Genomic DNA, 16030 nt, shown 5'->3' with positions numbered 1-16030 from the left:
GCCTAGTTTTCCACGTATGCCCGCCCTTCGCGCGGGTCTCGTCCCGCTCTCGCTCGACCGGATTCGCCCTGCGGCGCGATGCGCCGTGGACGGGTCCACGAGGCGACCGCCAACCCTCGGACCCGCCTCGCGGTTTTCGAGGGCCGGCGGGCCTTAAGAGAAACGAGACCAGTTGTTGATAGACCGGGGTGAACCACGGGAAAAAGGCCGAAGTCGGTTGACTTCCCCAGGCCTTCGACCCGGCCGCCGACCTCCGTCCGAGGCGAAGGCGGCAAGCGTATCTTGCGTACGGACCGGGAGCGGGCAGCCGCCACCGGGCCGAGAAGGGACCAGTCATGCGTGTGGACGGCAGCTTGGCGGCAGGGGTCGGCTCCAGCCGTGGCGGCAACGGCGATGACGGCCGCGAGACCGCGGGAGCCGAGATCGCGGGAGCCTGGCAGCGGGTGAAGCGCCGCCTGCGGGCGGAACTCGGCGAGGACGTGTTCGCGAGCTGGTTCGCCCGCCTCGAACTCCAGGACGTCTCCGGCGGCGTCGCCCGCCTCACCGTTCCGACCCGGTTCCTCAAGAGCTGGATCGAGTCGCACTATCTCGACCGGGTGCTCGCCACCTTCCGCAGCGAGGCCGACGGCATCGAGAGCCTCGAGGTCGGGGTGCGCGGCGCGATGGCGCCGGCCCGGCCCGGCGCTCCGGCGCTGGCCAAGCCCGCCGCGAGCCCGCGGCCGGCCGCGTCTCCCGGCCCGGCGGCCGAGCTTCCCGAGCCCGAGCGCGCCGCCCGCGGCCAGGCCCCCGAGGGCGACCTCGGCGGCGCGCCCCTCGATGCGCGCCTGACCTTCGAGAGCTTCGTGGTCGGCCGCTCGAACGCGCTGGCGCACGCCGCCGCCGAGCGGGTCGCCCGGCACGACGGCGGCCCCGCGCTCTACAACCCGCTCTATTTCCATGCCGGCGTGGGCCTCGGCAAGACCCACCTCCTCCACGGCATCGGCCACTCCGTGAAGAATGCCGGAAAGCGGGTGATCTACCTCACTGCCGACCGCTTCATGTACGGCTTCGTCAACGCCCTGAAGACCCAGAGCGCGCTGGCCTTCAAGGAGAAGCTGCGGGCGATCGACGTCCTGATCCTCGACGACGTGCAGTTCATCCAGGGCCGCTCGATCCAGGCCGAGTTCGGCCACACCCTGAACGCCCTCATCGACGCCGGGCGCCAGGTGGTGGTGGCCGCCGACCGGCCGCCGACGGAGCTCGAAGCCCTCGACGAGCGCGTCCGCTCGCGCCTCGCCGGCGGCCTGGTGGTCGAGATCGGCACGCTCGACGAGGCCCTGCGCGCCTCGATCCTGCAGACGCGCCTGGAGGCGGTGCGGGCCTCGCACCCGGCCTTCGAGGTCGGACCGGCGGTCGCCGAGTACGTGGCCAAGGCGATCACCGCCAACGGCCGCGACCTCGAAGGCGCAGTCAACCGGCTCCTCGCCCACGCGACGCTCACCGGCGCGCCCGTCACCCTCGACACCGCCGAGACGGCGATCCGCGACCTCGTGAAGAACCGCGAGCCGAAGCGGGTCAAGATCGAGGACATCCAGAAGCTGGTCGCGAGCCGCTACAACGTCTCGCGCTCCGACATCCTCTCCGAGCGCCGCACCGCCGCGGTGGTCAAGCCGCGCCAGATCGCCATGTACCTCTCGAAGGTCCTCACGCTGCGCTCCCTGCCGGAGATCGGCCGGCGCTTCGGCGGGCGCGACCACACCACGGTCCTGCACGCGGTGCGCAAGATCGAGAAGGCGATCGGCGAAGACACGGCGCTCTGCGACGAGGTCGAGCTCCTGAAGCGCATGCTCCAGGATTGAGACGCCTGACCCGCCGCCGCCGGGGAGGCTCGTGGACGAGCCTCCCCAGCCGGCTTGCGTTCGGGCAGCGCCTTCGCCAAAGTTCCGCTCCCGTGCGTGCACGGGGCAACGATTGCGGTTGCCGGCCTTGAACGGTCGGTCGTTCGAGACACGGATCACCCTGATGAAAGTCACCGTCGAGCGCGCGGCCCTTCTTCGGTCGCTCGGCCACGTGCACCGCGTCGTGGAGCGGCGCAACACGATCCCGATCCTGTCGAACGTGCTGCTGCGCTCCGGGCCGGACGGCCTCCAGCTGAAGGCCACCGACCTCGACATCGAGGTGACCGAGACGATTCCCGCCGACGTCGTCGACGGCGGCGCCATCACGGTGCCGGCCCACGTCATCTACGACATCGTCCGGAAATTGCCCGACGGCGCCCAGGTCTCGCTCGAGACCAGCGGCGAGACCGGCCAGATGCTGATCCGCTCGGGCCGCTCGCGCTTCACCCTCGGGGCCCTCCCGGAAGCGGACTTCCCCGATCTCGCCGCCGGCGAGCTGCCGCACCGCTTCGAGCTGCCGGCCGCCGACCTCAAGCGCCTGATCGACAAGACCCAGTTCGCGATCTCGACCGAGGAGACGCGCTACTACCTCAACGGCATCTTCTTCCACACCATCGACGCGGAGGGCTCGCTCAAGCTGCGGGCGGTCGCCACCGACGGCCACCGCCTCGCCCGCGTCCAGATGGAGGCGCCGGAGGGCAGTGGCGGCATGCCGGGCATCATCGTGCCGCGCAAGGCCGTGGCCGAGATCCAGAAGCTCGTCGAGGACGGCGGCGAGACCGTCGGGGTCGAGATCTCGTCCGCCAAGGTGCGGTTCAGCTTCTCGTCCGGCGTCACCCTGATCTCGAAGCTGATCGACGGGACCTTCCCGGACTATGCCCGCGTTATCCCGACCGGCAACGACAAGCGCCTGACGGTCGAGCGCGACCAGTTCGCCAAGGCGGTCGACCGCGTCTCGACCATCTCGTCCGAGCGCGGCCGCGCGGTGAAGCTCGCGATGACCGACGGGCGCCTGTCGCTCTCGGTCAACAACCCGGATTCGGGCTCGGCGACCGAGGAGCTGGACGTCGATTACGAATCCGGCCCGCTCGATATCGGCTTCAACGCCCGCTACCTCCTCGACATCACGGCGCAGCTCGACGGCGACACCGCGCTCTTCCGCCTCGCCGATCCGGGCTCGCCGACGGTGATCCAGGACCGCGAGGGGGCGCCCGCGCTCTACGTGCTGATGCCGATGCGGGTGTGAGTGAGGGCGGGATTGCGCGCGGCGAGAGTCGCGCGCAATCCATTTTATATTAGGAAAAATTTTAGTTGCAAATTCTGGTTAAATAGATTCTGGCAAGTATTGAGGCCTAAGGTTTGATCCTCATAGCCGTGCCGCTACAGGACTGCATCGAATCGGGATCGTAGTAGGTGCGCCCCTGCTATGTGTGGGTATGGCGTCGGGCCTATGGGAGTTGCGCCCAATTCCGAAGTGCGAAAATATCTTTGATAATGTTCCTCCGAATGCAGCGAGGTGCAGCAACGGCGAAGGCGAGATCTATCGATTATTTGGATTTTTAGTATCAAATATTAGCTATAACCCAAAAACAAATCTTGATAGTAAAGAAATTTCAGTCGAGAGCGATCCAAGTCGACGCACATTAGGCGATAAAAAGGTACGCCTCACGCCAGTCGATTATGACCCTTTCGCTCCCGCTCGCGACCTCACCATTTGTATAATATCTCTCATCACTTCTGTGTGTGCATATTTTCTATTCAGATCCCTTGGCTGGATTGTAGACGGATTTACGGGCGCTGGAAAATAGTTATTTTTATTACTGAATATCTTCCAATCTAATTAAATTTATTTATTTTATAATTTATTACCAAGCACGCATCGGCGATGATACCTCCAATCAAAGAAGCAGTAGTTATAATATATCGAGGGCGGCCCTAATGCATCTGTATTTAGCCGGCTTCGCCCACCTCAGCGCCCGCTACGAGACGCCGCATCGCGGTGCGTAACACCCGCGACATCGCCGGCCCTCCCGACGACCTGTGATATGGCCCGGGGATGACCGAGCCCGATCCCTTGCGCGTCACCCGTCTGATCGCCCGCGACTTCCGCAACCACGCCGATCTCGACCTCGCGGTCGGGCGCCATTTCGTCGCGCTGGTGGGGGAGAACGGGGCCGGCAAGACCAACATCCTGGAGGCCCTGTCGCTGTTCGCCCCCGGACGGGGCCTGCGCCGGGCGGACTTTTCCGGGATGGCGCGCGAGGGCGGGGCCGGCGGCTTCGCCGTCTCCCTGACCCTGGAGGGGCCGAACGGCGACCACCGCATCGGCACCGCCTGGGAGCCGCCGCGGGGCCGCGACGAGCGCGGCGGCCGGCTCTGCCGCATCGACGGGGCGACGGCCCCCTCGCCCACCGCCTTCGCCGAGCAGCTGCGGGTGGTCTGGCTCACCCCCGATCTCGACGCGCTGTTCCGCGGGCCCGCCGGCGACCGGCGCCGCTTCCTGGACCGGCTGGTGCTCGCCGTCGATGCCGGCCACGGCGCCCGGGTCAACGCCATGGAGCGGGCCCTGCGCTCGCGCAACCGCCTCCTGGAGGAGCGGCCCGACGACGGACCGTGGCTCGATGCCGTCGAGCGCGAGGTGGCGGAGCTCGCCGTCGCGGTGGCTTTGGCGCGGCGCGAGACGGTGGAGCGCCTCGACAGCCTGATCCTCTCGACCCGCGACGAGGCCTCCCCCTTTCCCTGGGCCGGGGTACGGCTCGAGGGCGACATCGACGACCTCGTGGCGGTCTGGCCGGCGGTCGATGCCGAGGACCGCTACCGCGCGACCTTGCGCCAGAACCGGTTTCGCGACCGCGCCGCCGGCCGGACGCTCGCCGGGCCGCAGGCCTCCGACCTCGTGGTGCGCCACGGCCCCAAGGACGTGCCCGCCGCCACCGCCTCGACCGGCGAGCAGAAGGCCCTGCTGATCGGCCTCGTGCTGGCCCATGCCCGCCTCGTCACCGGGATGAGCGGCCTTGCTCCCCTGGTGCTCCTCGACGAGGTCGCCGCCCATCTCGATCCCCGCCGCCGCGCCGGCCTGTTCGACGCGCTCGAAGCCCTGCCCGGCCAGGTCTGGATGACCGGGGCCGATCCGGTGCTGTTCGGGGAGCTGGGCGGGCGGGCGGACGTGGTGCAGGTGGCGGAGGGCGCGATCAGCGTCGCGGCGACGTGATCAGGGATTCGCTGAGACGATGTCGGTCCTGCTGAAGTCGTTGCCGACGAAGAGCAGATCCGCCTTGCGCGTCCGAGCGCAGGCATAAGCGAAGCAATCGCCCATGTTGAGTTGGGCCGGGTGTCCCTGGCCTTTGCCGAAGCGCGCGAAAGCCGCAAGCGCCTCCCGTGCCTCCGCATCGGTGATCGGCACGACCGTGATGGCCGCCGCGTGTAGGAAGTCCCGCACATGGGCTTCCGCCGCCTCGATCGTCAGCCTCTTCAAGCGCGCGATCGCCATCACCGCTTCGAAGACGGCGAGGCCGCTCGTCGACCGGCTGGGAACGGCATGCAGGCGCTCCCCGATCTGGGTGTAGCCCGGCTCCTGCGCCAGGATGGCGACGAGCGCCGAGGCATCGACGAACATCAGGGCTGGCCGTTCAGCTCGTCGTAGAAGGCCTTGTCGGCCTTCAGCCCGGTGGACGGAGTGGCCGCGATGGCGTCCTGGATCGGCTTGATGCGGGCCCAGAACTCGGCCAGCGACTGTTCGCGCCGTTGCAGTTCGTTGGCCAACGCCATACGAACCGCTTCGGTCTTGCTGAGTCCCGCCATCGATGCCAGCGTCTCGGCGAGGCGGTCCACGTCCTCATCGCGAATGTCGAGCATCATGGTGGCGTCCCGCGTCGGCGGAGGAAGTGCTACCGTCGATCCGAAGCACCCGCAAGCCGTCCCACTTGCCGCCCGCAACCAGCCCGCAGAACCCCGATGACAGACCGCCTCGACGAGGCCCGCGCCGCCCTTCGCAAGACCTTCGGCTACGAGGATTTCCGTCCCGGCCAGGCCGAGGTGATCGGCGCCGTGCTCGACGGGCGCGACGTCTTCGCGGTGATGCCGACGGGCTCGGGCAAGTCGATGACCTACCAGCTCCCCGCCCTGGTGGAGCAATCGTTGACGGTCGTCGTCTCGCCCCTGATCGCGCTGATGCACGACCAGGTGAAGCAGATGGAGGCGTTCGGCATCGCCGCCGGCACCCTCAACTCGACCGTGTCGGAATCGAGCTCCCGCGAGACCTGGCGCGGCATCCGCCAGGGCACTCTGCGCCTGCTGTTCGTCTCGCCCGAGCGGCTCCTGATGGACGGGCTGATCGAGGCGCTCCAGGGCGCCGGAGTGCGCCGGCTCGCGGTCGACGAGGCGCATTGCGTCTCGCAATGGGGCCACGACTTCCGGCCGGAATACCGCGACCTCGCCCGCGCCCGCGAGGCGCTCGGCGACGTGCAGACCGTGGCGCTCACCGCCACGGCGGATGCCGCGACCCGCGCCGACATCTCCGAGCGGCTGTTTCCCCGCGGCCGCAAGCCCGAGCTGTTCGTCCACTCCTTCGACCGGCCGAACATCCGCCTGACCTTCGCGCCGAAGGAGCACCCGACGCGCCAGCTCTCCCGCTTCCTGCGCCCGCGCAAGGCCGAGAGCGGCATCATCTACTGCTCGTCGCGCAAGCGCACCGAGCAGATCGCCGAGATCCTGCAGCAGGACGGCTTCAACGCGCTCGCCTACCATGCCGGCCTGGAGCAGACCGTGCGGATGCGCAACCAGGACACCTTCCTGCAGGAGGACGGCGTCGTGGTCGTGGCGACCATCGCCTTCGGCATGGGCATCAACAAGCCGGACGTGCGCTACGTCTGCCACGCCGACATGCCCTCGACGATCGAGAGCTACTACCAGGAGATCGGCCGCGCCGGCCGCGACGGGCTGCCGGCCGACACCCTCACCCTCTACGGCCTCGACGACATGGCGCTCCGCCGGCGCCAGATCGACGAGAAGGAGGTGCCGGACGACCGCCGCCGGGTCGAGCGCCGCAAGCTCGAGGCGATGATCGGGCTCTGCGAGGGCGCGACCTGCCGGCGCCAGTCGCTGCTCGGCTATTTCGGCGAGCAGAGCCAGCCGTGCGGCCGCTGCGACCTGTGCCGCGGCGGCGTCTCGCTCATCGACGGCACGGTGCCGGCCCAGAAGGTGCTCTCGGCGGTGGTGCGCACCGGCCAGCGCTTCGGGGCGGCCTATATCTGCGACCTCGTCCACGGCAAGGAGAGCGAGCAGATCCGCCGCAACGGCCATTCCCAGATCAAGACCTTCGGCGTCGGCTCCGACAAGCCGGTGGCGGCGTGGCGGGCGATCCTGCGCCAGCTCTTCGCCGCAGGCGCGGTAGCGGAGAACGGCGACGGCTACGGCGGCCTCTCGCTGACCGACAAGGGCGAGGCGATCCTGTTCGGCCGCGAGCCGGTGCAACTCCGCCCCGACCCCGAACCGAAGGCCCCGAAGGAGCGCCGCCGGGCGACCCAGGACGACGACACGCTCGGCCTCTCCGAGACCGACGAGGCGCTGTTCCAGCACCTGCGGGGCCTGCGCGCCACGCTCGCCCGCCAGGAGGGCGTAGCCGCCTACATGATCTTCCCCGACCGCACCCTGATCGAGATGGCCCGCTCGAAGCCCGTCGACCTCTGGGCCCTGCGCTCGATCCACGGCGTCGGCGAGCGCAAGCGCGATGCCTACGGGCAGCCCTTCGTGGAGGCGGTGGCGGAGTTCCTGGCGGATGCGAAGCGGGCGGGGTGAGCGGGGCTTCCCACGGAAGACCCCTCACCCCGCGTTTCCTCACACCCTGTCGATCCGACAGGGTTCGTCACATTTCCTCTGCGGGGGAGGTCGATACGCTTCGTGATCGGCGGCGTCTCTCGTCTGCAAATACATGTTTTCCGTCCATCGCGCGTGATGGGCGGAATGACCGCACGGGGTGGAAAGCAGACGGTTGAGATCGCATGACGACGAACTGCGTCAGCTGCCACTCCCGTCGAACCACACCCTTCCCCGAGCCTCGACAGGCCGCCAGACACGCGCATGTTCGCGTAGCCGGGGTTCAAAACCAGAGTAATTGAAAGCGACGCAGTTCGAGAGTTATGCTAGATTGACGTAACGATGTGCCTATCAAACGAGAACCATGCCGGAACGTACGGGCTTTTGGCGACGTGCAGTCGCCTTCGTCATCGACGGTTTGATCGTCTGCCTCGCTCTGCAGTGCGTTGCGATCATAGCTTTTCCGCTTTCGAACGCGCGCGTTCAAGCCTCATCGGGCATCGAGCGCGTGTTCTGTCGAAAGCTGACAGCGCCACCGCCCGGCATTGCAATGCCCATCGACTTCGAAGCCAACTTTGCAACGGATTGCCGCTGGAGTATTCTGGGCTTCGATACCGCCCATACGATCACGGTAGGGCGATTTACACGCGACGGTAATACGACCAAAACAGTATCTATTACTGTTCTTGCGAACGATCAGGGTGTACCAATTCGTGGTCTATCTCTCAATCTGTTACTTGGTCCGCTATTCGTTCTATTTCGGTGTTGGTCGGACGGGCAACGGGGCAGTCCAGGGCGACGCTTGTGTGGAATGCGCCTCTTGGTGGCTGTCGATGGTGAAGATATTTCGCCGCCTCGCGCAGTTCTATCTCTGCGCTACCTGGTGTTCGTCCTGCCGGGTATACCGATCTGGTTGCTGGATTTTTACGCTGGACTCTATCCGAGCTTTGCTCTCTTCGGCGGGCCATTCATCCCGATCATGATCGGCAGCATCACATTCGCTTGGATGGCTGCAATTTGGGCGTCCCTTGCTATCATCCGACGGAGAGATGCTTTTTACGATATTGCCGCAGGGACGGTAGTACGGCGAGCAGCACAACAGCGTCCGATCCGAAGCGACACTCGATAGGTTACGGTGGTGTGCGAAGCTCTCGTTTTCTGAGCGGTCCGCACCGGGTGGAAAACCTTCCCATGAAGCACCCGTCAGGATCCAGCCCGCTTGCACAGCCAGCCACCTTGGATGTCTACAAACACCTGTTTTCCGCACCTCCGGGCGTGAAACGCGAGATGAGGATACCAGGAAAAGCTACCGCTCACGGAACCGAGATGATCGGAGTAAAATCACAGGTCTCCTCCTTGACGGGAGAGAGCAAGCCATTCGCCTCATAGACGTCAAGGTAGCCTGATTGTCATCATCGGCTGCCCCGCCGCGCTCGAAAATCACTCAAGGTCGCGCTCAAGCGCTCCCGCAACGCCGCCTCCGACAAAGGCCCGGTGACGACGAGGCTCGCTACCACCTCCGGATGTTTCAGCCGCTGCTTCGGCGTGCGGGCGTGGTTCGCCACCCGCAACTGCCCCTCGGCACCGGGCAGGCCGAAATAAAAACTCTCACCCCGCATCCCCCGCCCGATCTCCGAAAAACCCTCCGCCAGGAGGAGCGCCCGGGCACGATCAATCGCCGCCGCCGGGGTCACGGCCGCCAGCCGGTCGCCTCGTCTGCCTGATCGCCGTCCTCCCGGCCGTCATCGCTCTCGCGATACGGCCCGTCGGTCGCCTCGGCGCCGCGATACCCGGTCGCCAGCACGTAGAGCTCGCTCGAATCCGCCCGGCTCGCCGCCGGCTTGACGTGGCGCACGCTCGCGAAATCGCGCTTCAGGTCGGTGAGCAGGCCGCCCTCGGTGCCGCCCTGCAGCACCTTGGCGAGGTAGGTGCCGCCCGGTGCCAGGATCTCGCGGGCGAAGGCCAAAGCCGTCTCGGCGAGCCCCATGATGCGCAGGTGATCGGTCTTCTTGTGGCCCGTCGCGTTGGCGGCCATGTCGGACATCACGACATCGGCGGGGCCCCCCAGCATCTCGGTCAGCAGCCCGGGGGCGGTCGGATCGAGGAAGTCGAGGGTGACGAAATCGACGCCCGGCATCGGCTCGATCTCGAGAAGGTCGATGCCGACCACCCGGCCCCGCGGCGCCGGGGCGCCGGGATGGCTGCCGACCTTGGCGGCGGCCACCTGCGACCAGCCGCCGGGCGCGGCGCCGAGATCGACCACCCGCTGGCCCGGCCGCAGCAGCCGAAAGCGGTCGTCGATCTCCATGAGCTTGAAGGCCGCCCGCGACCGGTAGCCCTCGCGCCGGGCGCGGGCGACGTAGGGGTCGTTAAGCTGGCGCTCGAGCCAGAGCTTGGAGGAGACCGTGCGCCCGCGCCCGGTCTTGACCCGCTGCTTCAGGTCGCCCCGGAGGCCGCCGCCGCGACGATCGCTCATATGCCGTGACCTTCGATGATCGAAAAAAACCGTTCGAGGTCAATGACGCCCCGGGCTTGCGCGCGCAAGCCCGGAACGCCGCCTCAGCCCGGCCGCACGCCGCGGCGCCAGACGCCGTCCTCGCGCATCATGTTCATCAGGAGACCCTCGCGCAGGCCGCGATCGGCGATGCGCAGGCGCTCGGACGGGAAGGCGCGGCGGATCGCCTCCAGGATGGCGCACCCCGCGAGCACCAGGTCGGCCCGGTCGCGGCCGATGCACGGATTCTGCGCCCGGTCCGACAGGCGGGTCGAGAGCAGGCCGTCGATGGCCTCGGTGACCTCGCGGTCGCGCATCCACAAGCCGTCGATCCGTCGCCGGTCGTAGCGCGGCAAGCGCAAGTGGGTGGCGGCGAGCGTCGTCACCGTGCCGGAGGTGCCGAGCAGGTGGAAGTTCGGCGCGTGGGCCGCCGCCCCGGCGATCAGCGCGAACTTGGTCAGGCGGTCGGCGACCTCCTCGACCATGCCCTCGAAGACCGGGCGGGTGACGTCGGCCCCGCCGTAGCGCTCGGCCAGGGTGACGACGCCGACGGGGAGCGAATCCCAGGCGCGGATGCGCAAGGTGGGATCGGCGCTGCGGGCGAGCGCGGCCGAGCCGTCGAGCCAGACGATCTCGGTCGAGCCGCCGCCGATATCGAAGATCACCACCGATTCGGCGTGCCGGTCGGCCAGCGCCGCGCAGCCGGTGACGGCGAGATAGGCCTCGGTGCGGCGGTCCACCACCTCGAGATCGAGGCCGACCTCGCGGTGCACGCGCTCGACGAAGGCCGGGCCGTTCACCGCGAGCCGGCAGGCGGCGGTGGCGATCGACTTCGCCCGCACCACGCCGCGGGACCGCATCTTCCCCAGGCAGACCGCCAGCGCGTCGACCGTGCGGTCGATGGCGTCGTCGCTCAGGCGATCGGTGCTCCCGAGGCCTTCGCCGAGGCGCACGATGCGCGAGAACGCATCGATCACCCGGAACCCGTAGGGCGCCGGCTCGGCGATCAGGAGCCGGCAATTGTTGGTGCCGAGATCGAGCGCCGCGTAGGCGCGTCGCTCCGGGCGACGTGGAGCGTCATCCCCCGCCGGGTGCGGCGGAGGCGCTGTCGCGCGCGCTGTCTCGGCATACTCCGCGGCGCGCGCCGGCACGGAGACGGCCGTCTCATCCCTCATCGGCGATGCCGATATCCTTCCCGTTCGCAACCCTCGCGGGGCGACAAGTCCATCACATGATGGGAAGCTTACGTGGGTCCGGGCGGAACGCAAAGCAGCGATCGTGCCGCGCCGGGCTCGCTCTCACCGGAAGATCGGGAAGCGGGCGAACGGGTTGCGGTCGATCGATCTCCGACGGGATGCCGGTCAGTCGACCGACGAACCGGTCAGCTCCGCCCGGGTGAAGCGCTGCTGCTCCTCCATCACCATCCCGGCGAGCTCGCGCTTCAGCGCGTTGAACTCGGCCGAGGCGGTGTCGCGCGGGCGTGGAAGCGGCACGATCAGGTCCCGCTTCATCCGGCCGGGGCGGTAGGTAAGCACGACGATGCGGTCGGCGAGGTAGATCGCCTCCTCGATCGAGTGGGTCACGAACACGATGGTCTTGCGGTACTCGGCCCAGATCCGCAGCAGCTCGTCCTGCAGGGTGCGCCGGGTCAGTGCGTCGAGGGCGCCGAACGGCTCGTCCATCAACATCACCGGCGGGTCGAGGGCCAGGATGCGGGCGATGGCGACCCGCTGGCGCATGCCGCCGGACAAGTCCTTCGGGAAGCGGCCGAGGAAGTCCGACAGGCCGAGCTTGTCGGCGATGCGGGCGACGATCGCGTCGGCCTCGGCCCGGGCGGTGCCCTTGATGTCGAGCCCGAAGCGGATGTTCTGTTCGACCGTCATCCACGGGAACAGGGCGTATTCCTGGAACACCATGCCCCGATCAGGCCCGGGATCGACCACCGGGCGCCCGGCCATCCGGATCGTCCCGGAGGTCAGGGGCGAGAAGCCCGCGATGGCGTTGAGCAGGGTGGACTTGCCGCAGCCGGAGGGGCCGAGCAGGCAGACGAACTGCCCGCTCGGGATCGTCGCGGTCACGCCGTCGAGCGCGACGACGGCGCCCTCGCCGGTGCCGAACACCTTCGAGGCGGCGTCGATCACGATCTCGGCGGCGCCCGGCGCGGCCGTGCCGGCGGGCTCGGTCCGGCGGAGCGTTGCACTCGCGGTCATGGGTCAGCGCTCCAGGCCGCGATGCCAGCGCAGCAGGTGGTCGTTCAGGCGCGACATCGCGCCGTCGATGACGAGGCCGAGGATGCCGATCGTCAGCATGCCGCCGATGATCTTGTCCGACCACATGTATTCCCGCGCCTCAAGGATGCGGTAGCCGAGCCCGTCGGAGACCGCGATCATCTCGGCGACGATCACCACGATGAAGGCGGTGCCGATGCCGATGCGCATGCCGGCGAGCACGAAGGGGCTCGCCGCCGGCAGGATCACCCGCCGGAACATCGTCCAGGAATTGGCTCCGAGGTTGCGCGCGGCGCGGATATAGATCGAATCGACCTGGCGCACCCCCGCCACCGTGTTGACGAGGACCGGGAAGAAGGTGCCGAGCGCGATCAGGAACAGGGCCGGCGGGTCGCCGAGGCCGAACCACACGATGGCGAGCGGGATATAGGCGATCGGCGGGATCGGCCGCAGGATCTGCAGCAGGGGATTGACGAGGCCGTAGAGCCGGTCGCTCGTGCCCATCAGCAGGCCGACCGGCAGCGCGAGGCCGACGCCGATCGCGAAGCCGGCGATCACCCGGGTCAGGCTCGCCACCGCGTCGTGCGGCAGCTCGCCGGAGAACAGCCAGGCGGTGTAGCTCTGCGTGTCGGGATCGTAGGGGAGCGCCGGGACGAGGCTGGACACCCAGCGCGACGCTACCGCGCTCGGGGGCGGCAGCACCACGGCGGAGAACAGGCCGGCCCGGCTGGCGATCTCCCAGAGGATCAGCAGCCCGACCGGCAGCAACGCGCCGCGGAAGGCGGAGAGGCGGATCACCGATCGTCTCCGAACCGGCTCAGTTGGTCTTCGACGTGGTCTTGGCGCCGAGCTCGGCCTTCGCCTTCTCGAGCAGGTCGAGCTTGACCCACTCGGCGTCGCCCTTCGGCGGGTTGACCATCTTGCCGAGCCCGTACTTGTGCATCAGGTCGGCCGTGACCTGCATGTGGCCGGCCGGCATGTCGTAGGTATAGTCCGCGTTCTCCATCGAATCGCGGAAATCCTTGCTGCTGAGCTGACCCTTGAAGACCTGCTCGCGGACGTACTTCTCGGCGAGATCCGGCTTCTCGATGAAGGTCTTGGTCGCCTCGACGAACAGCTTCAGGACGCGGGCGGCGACCTCGGGCTTCTCGGTGTACATCTTCTCGGTCATGACGAGCGGGCGGTAGGGCACGCCGACCGGGGTGTCGTAGGGCTTGACGATCTCGTAGCCCCAGCCGTTCGAGATCGCTTGCGTCGATTGCGGCTCGCTCTGGCAGATCACGTCGACGTATTTCTGCGCCAGGGCCTGGTTCAGGTCGGCGTAGTTGTTGAAGTAGACGAGCTGCACGTCCTTGCCCGGCCGCTCCGACCAGGTCAGGCCGTTCTTCTCCAGCTCGGCCAGCAGCATCAGGTCCTGGGTGCCGCCGCGCACCACCGCGACCTTCTTGCCCTTCACGTCGGCGAGCGTCTTGGCGCCGAGGTCGGGCCGGCCGAGGATGCGCACGCCGCCATTGGCGAAGCCCGCCACCACCAGCAGCTTGACGCCGTTGCCGCGGGCCGCCACCGCGCCGTCGGCGCCGGAGGCCGCGATGTCGATCTGGTCGACGGCCATCGCCGGGTAGATGTCGGCGCCCTTCGCGAACTGCTTCTCGTCGATCTTGAGATTATATTTCGCGGCGATCTCCTTCATGTAGGAAATCGCGCCGTAGTGAGCGAATTTCAGGTTGCCGAGACGCACGACATCCTGGGCTGCGGCCGGGCCGGAGATGGCCGCCAGGGTGGCGGCGACGGCGGCGAGGCGCTTGAGCATGATTCACTCCCTATCCACCCGGCCGGTCGTGACGCCGGTTCGGTTTGGCGTGGGAGTGTGGACAATGGTCGAGCCTGCTGGAAGCCGGAATACGCTCGACGGGATGAGACTTTAGACTCGCGGATGCTATCCGGGATCCGGTGCCGGCCTCGCTCCTCGTCAGAGCAGGCCCTTGACCGCAGCCGCCGCGGCGAGGCGCGGCTGCGGCCGGAGCAGGCTCTTGACCTGCGAGAACGGCCGCGGCCGGTTGATGACCTCGTCGAGGCGCGACCACAGGGTCTTGGGCGAGAACGGCTTGGCGATGATCTCGTTGACGCCGAGATTGATCGCCCGGTCGACCACGTTCCGGCGCGGCTGGGCCAGCATCAGGATGATCGGCACGGTCGGGGCCGGCGAGGTCGCCGGCGTGCGGGCAAGGCGGATGAACTCCTCGCCCGACAGGATCGCCAGGTCCCAGTCGAGCACGACGAGATCGGGCTTGCTCTCGGCCAGCACGCCCAGCGCCTCGGCACCGTCCGGCGCCTCGAGCAGGCGCTTGATGCCGACGCGCATCAGCATGTCGCGCACGATGCGGCGGATATAGAGGCTCTCGTCGACCACGAGGGCGGAGAGGTCCGGGAAGGTCGGGGTGGCGATCATCGCGGGCTGGGTCTCGGGACGCCGTGCGATGCTAGGCGGATCAAGCCTGCGGCTTTCCTAACCGACATGGTTAACGGCGAAGACGCTCGACGCCGTCCTTGCGCCGGACCACTCTCGCCGCTCCGCAACCGGAATCCAGCCCCCTATGCCCACCGAACTCCTCTTCCGCGGCGACGCCTACCTACGCGAGACCGAAGCCCGCATCGTCGCGGCGGACGAGACCGGCCTCGTCCTCGACCGGACCGTGTTCTACGCGCAGGGCGGCGGCCAGCCCGGCGATCGCGGCCGCCTGGTGCGGGAGGATGGAACCGAGATCGCGGTGCTCGACACCGTCTACGGCGCCGACAAGTGCACCGTGCTGCACCGGATCGGACCGGACACGGCGCGGCCGGCCCCGGGCGAGCGCGTGCGCCTCGTGCTCGATTGGCCGCTGCGCCATGCCCGGATGCGGGTGCACACCGCCCTTCACCTGCTCTCGGTGGCCCTCCCCTACCCGGTGACCGGCGGATCGATCGGCGACGGCGAGGGCCGGCTCGACTTCGACATCCCGGATGCCGGTCTCGACAAGGAAACCGTCACGGCGCAGCTGCGCGAGATGATCGAGCGGGACGCCGCCGTTTCGGAGCGCTGGATCAGCGACGAGGAGCTCGAGGCCAATCCGGGCCTGGTCAAGACGATGTCGGTGAAGCCACCGATGGGCAGCGGGCGGGTGCGGCTGGTGGCGATCGACGGTCTCGACCTCCAGCCCTGCGGCGGCACCCATGTGCGCCGGACGGGCGAGATCGGCGCCGCGACGATCACCGCGATCGAGAAGAAGGGCAAGCAGAACCGGCGCGTGCGGTTGTCGCTGGCCTGAACGCGAAACGCCCCGCCGGCGGAAGCCGGCGGGGCGTTTCGGGATGTGGTTGCGGGGACAGGATTTGAACCTGTGACCTTCAGGTTATGAGCCTGACGAGCTACCGGGCTGCTCCACCCCGCGCCAGGGTGTGATCTGCTTCGTGTCGAGGGAATGTGTGACGTGCTTGGCAGGTCTGGCGGTGACCGACTCTCCCGTGTCTTGAGACACAGTACCATGGGCGCTGGGGCGGTTAACGGCCGAGTTCGAGATGGGATCGGGTTCTGATCACCCCGCTCAGACCACCAGACCGGCCCAGCCCGTCGCGTTCGG

15 protein-coding genes, 1 tRNA gene and 1 rRNA gene are annotated in these 16030 nt (G+C 68.0%); 6 read left to right on the top strand and 11 right to left on the bottom strand.

Annotation, left to right across the window (positions count from 1 at the left end; genetic code table 11):
- Positions 1-335 precede the first annotated feature (335 nt).
- From dnaA to recF, 3 genes are all read left to right on the top strand, one after another.
- Entirely contained in the window at positions 336-1838 is a 1503-nt protein-coding gene (gene dnaA / locus A5481_RS11600) for a chromosomal replication initiator protein DnaA (RefSeq protein WP_048432112.1), read from the top strand.
- A gap of 163 nt (positions 1839-2001) precedes the next feature.
- Positions 2002-3123, top strand: coding sequence for a DNA polymerase III subunit beta (gene dnaN, locus A5481_RS11595; RefSeq protein ID WP_048432113.1), 1122 nt, complete (start codon positions 2002-2004; stop codon positions 3121-3123).
- An 810-nt stretch (positions 3124-3933) separates the two neighbouring features.
- A complete protein-coding gene (recF, locus tag A5481_RS11590) occupies positions 3934-5088 on the top strand; it encodes a DNA replication/repair protein RecF (RefSeq protein ID WP_048432114.1) in 1155 nt (384 codons plus the stop codon).
- Here recF and A5481_RS11585 read toward each other — a convergent pair whose 3' ends face one another.
- Together A5481_RS11585 and A5481_RS11580 are read right to left on the bottom strand one after the other, a co-directional pair.
- Positions 5089-5493, bottom strand: coding sequence for a type II toxin-antitoxin system VapC family toxin (locus A5481_RS11585; RefSeq protein WP_048432115.1), 405 nt, complete (start codon positions 5491-5493; stop codon positions 5089-5091). It lies immediately after the preceding gene.
- Positions 5493-5735 carry a type II toxin-antitoxin system VapB family antitoxin gene (locus tag A5481_RS11580; RefSeq protein WP_048432116.1) on the bottom strand — a complete coding sequence of 81 codons (243 nt, stop codon included), beginning with the start codon at positions 5733-5735 and terminating at the stop codon, positions 5493-5495. Before A5481_RS11580 ends, A5481_RS11585 begins: the two co-directional genes overlap by 1 nt.
- Positions 5736-5831: 96 nt before the next feature.
- On the opposite strand from A5481_RS11580, the gene recQ reads away from it, so the two are divergent.
- Entirely contained in the window at positions 5832-7673 is a 1842-nt protein-coding gene (recQ, locus tag A5481_RS11575; RefSeq protein ID WP_048432117.1) for a DNA helicase RecQ, read from the top strand.
- 382 nt (positions 7674-8055) lie between these two features.
- Positions 8056-8820, top strand: coding sequence for an RDD family protein (locus A5481_RS32355; RefSeq protein ID WP_082172929.1), 765 nt, complete (start codon positions 8056-8058; stop codon positions 8818-8820).
- 283 nt (positions 8821-9103) lie between these two features.
- On the opposite strand, the gene A5481_RS11570 is transcribed toward A5481_RS32355, so the two are convergent.
- The 7 genes from A5481_RS11570 to A5481_RS11540 form a co-directional block, all read right to left on the bottom strand.
- Positions 9104-9385, bottom strand: coding sequence for a hypothetical protein (locus A5481_RS11570; protein ID WP_245238612.1), 282 nt, complete (start codon positions 9383-9385; stop codon positions 9104-9106).
- Positions 9382-10167, bottom strand: coding sequence for an RlmE family RNA methyltransferase (locus A5481_RS11565; protein ID WP_048432119.1), 786 nt, complete (start codon positions 10165-10167; stop codon positions 9382-9384). Before A5481_RS11565 ends, A5481_RS11570 begins: the two co-directional genes overlap by 4 nt.
- A gap of 83 nt (positions 10168-10250) precedes the next feature.
- On the bottom strand, positions 10251-11360 hold the full coding sequence (locus tag A5481_RS11560) for a Ppx/GppA phosphatase family protein (protein ID WP_048432120.1): 1110 nt from the start codon (positions 11358-11360) through the stop codon (positions 10251-10253).
- A 186-nt stretch (positions 11361-11546) separates the two neighbouring features.
- Positions 11547-12395, bottom strand: a complete 849-nt coding sequence (locus A5481_RS11555; RefSeq protein WP_048432121.1) for an ABC transporter ATP-binding protein — start codon at positions 12393-12395, stop codon at positions 11547-11549.
- A 3-nt stretch (positions 12396-12398) separates the two neighbouring features.
- Entirely contained in the window at positions 12399-13181 is a 783-nt protein-coding gene (locus A5481_RS11550) for an ABC transporter permease (RefSeq protein WP_425339720.1), read from the bottom strand.
- A 49-nt stretch (positions 13182-13230) separates the two neighbouring features.
- The gene (locus A5481_RS11545) at positions 13231-14223 is read right to left on the bottom strand and encodes an ABC transporter substrate-binding protein (RefSeq protein ID WP_048432123.1); all 993 of its coding nucleotides are present in this window, start codon (positions 14221-14223) and stop codon (positions 13231-13233) included.
- Positions 14224-14382: 159 nt separating this feature from the next.
- Positions 14383-14862, bottom strand: a complete 480-nt coding sequence (locus A5481_RS11540) for a response regulator (RefSeq protein WP_048432124.1) — start codon at positions 14860-14862, stop codon at positions 14383-14385.
- A 145-nt stretch (positions 14863-15007) separates the two neighbouring features.
- Here A5481_RS11540 and A5481_RS11535 point away from each other — a divergent pair, with 145 nt between their 5' ends.
- On the top strand, positions 15008-15718 hold the full coding sequence (locus A5481_RS11535; protein WP_048432125.1) for an alanyl-tRNA editing protein: 711 nt from the start codon (positions 15008-15010) through the stop codon (positions 15716-15718).
- A gap of 46 nt (positions 15719-15764) precedes the next feature.
- Here A5481_RS11535 and A5481_RS11530 read toward each other — a convergent pair.
- Together A5481_RS11530 and rrf are read right to left on the bottom strand one after the other, a co-directional pair.
- A tRNA-Met gene (locus A5481_RS11530) sits at positions 15765-15841 on the bottom strand.
- 50 nt (positions 15842-15891) lie between these two features.
- Positions 15892-16007, bottom strand: a 5S ribosomal RNA gene (rrf, locus tag A5481_RS11525).
- Between the last annotated feature and the right edge of the window lie 23 nt (positions 16008-16030).

It is taken from the genome of Methylobacterium platani (genome assembly GCF_001653715.1).
Taxonomy (GTDB): domain Bacteria; phylum Pseudomonadota; class Alphaproteobacteria; order Rhizobiales; family Beijerinckiaceae; genus Methylobacterium; species Methylobacterium platani.
The sequence above is the reverse complement of the archived record's forward strand: the minus strand, read 5'-3'. Positions and strand labels throughout refer to the sequence as shown.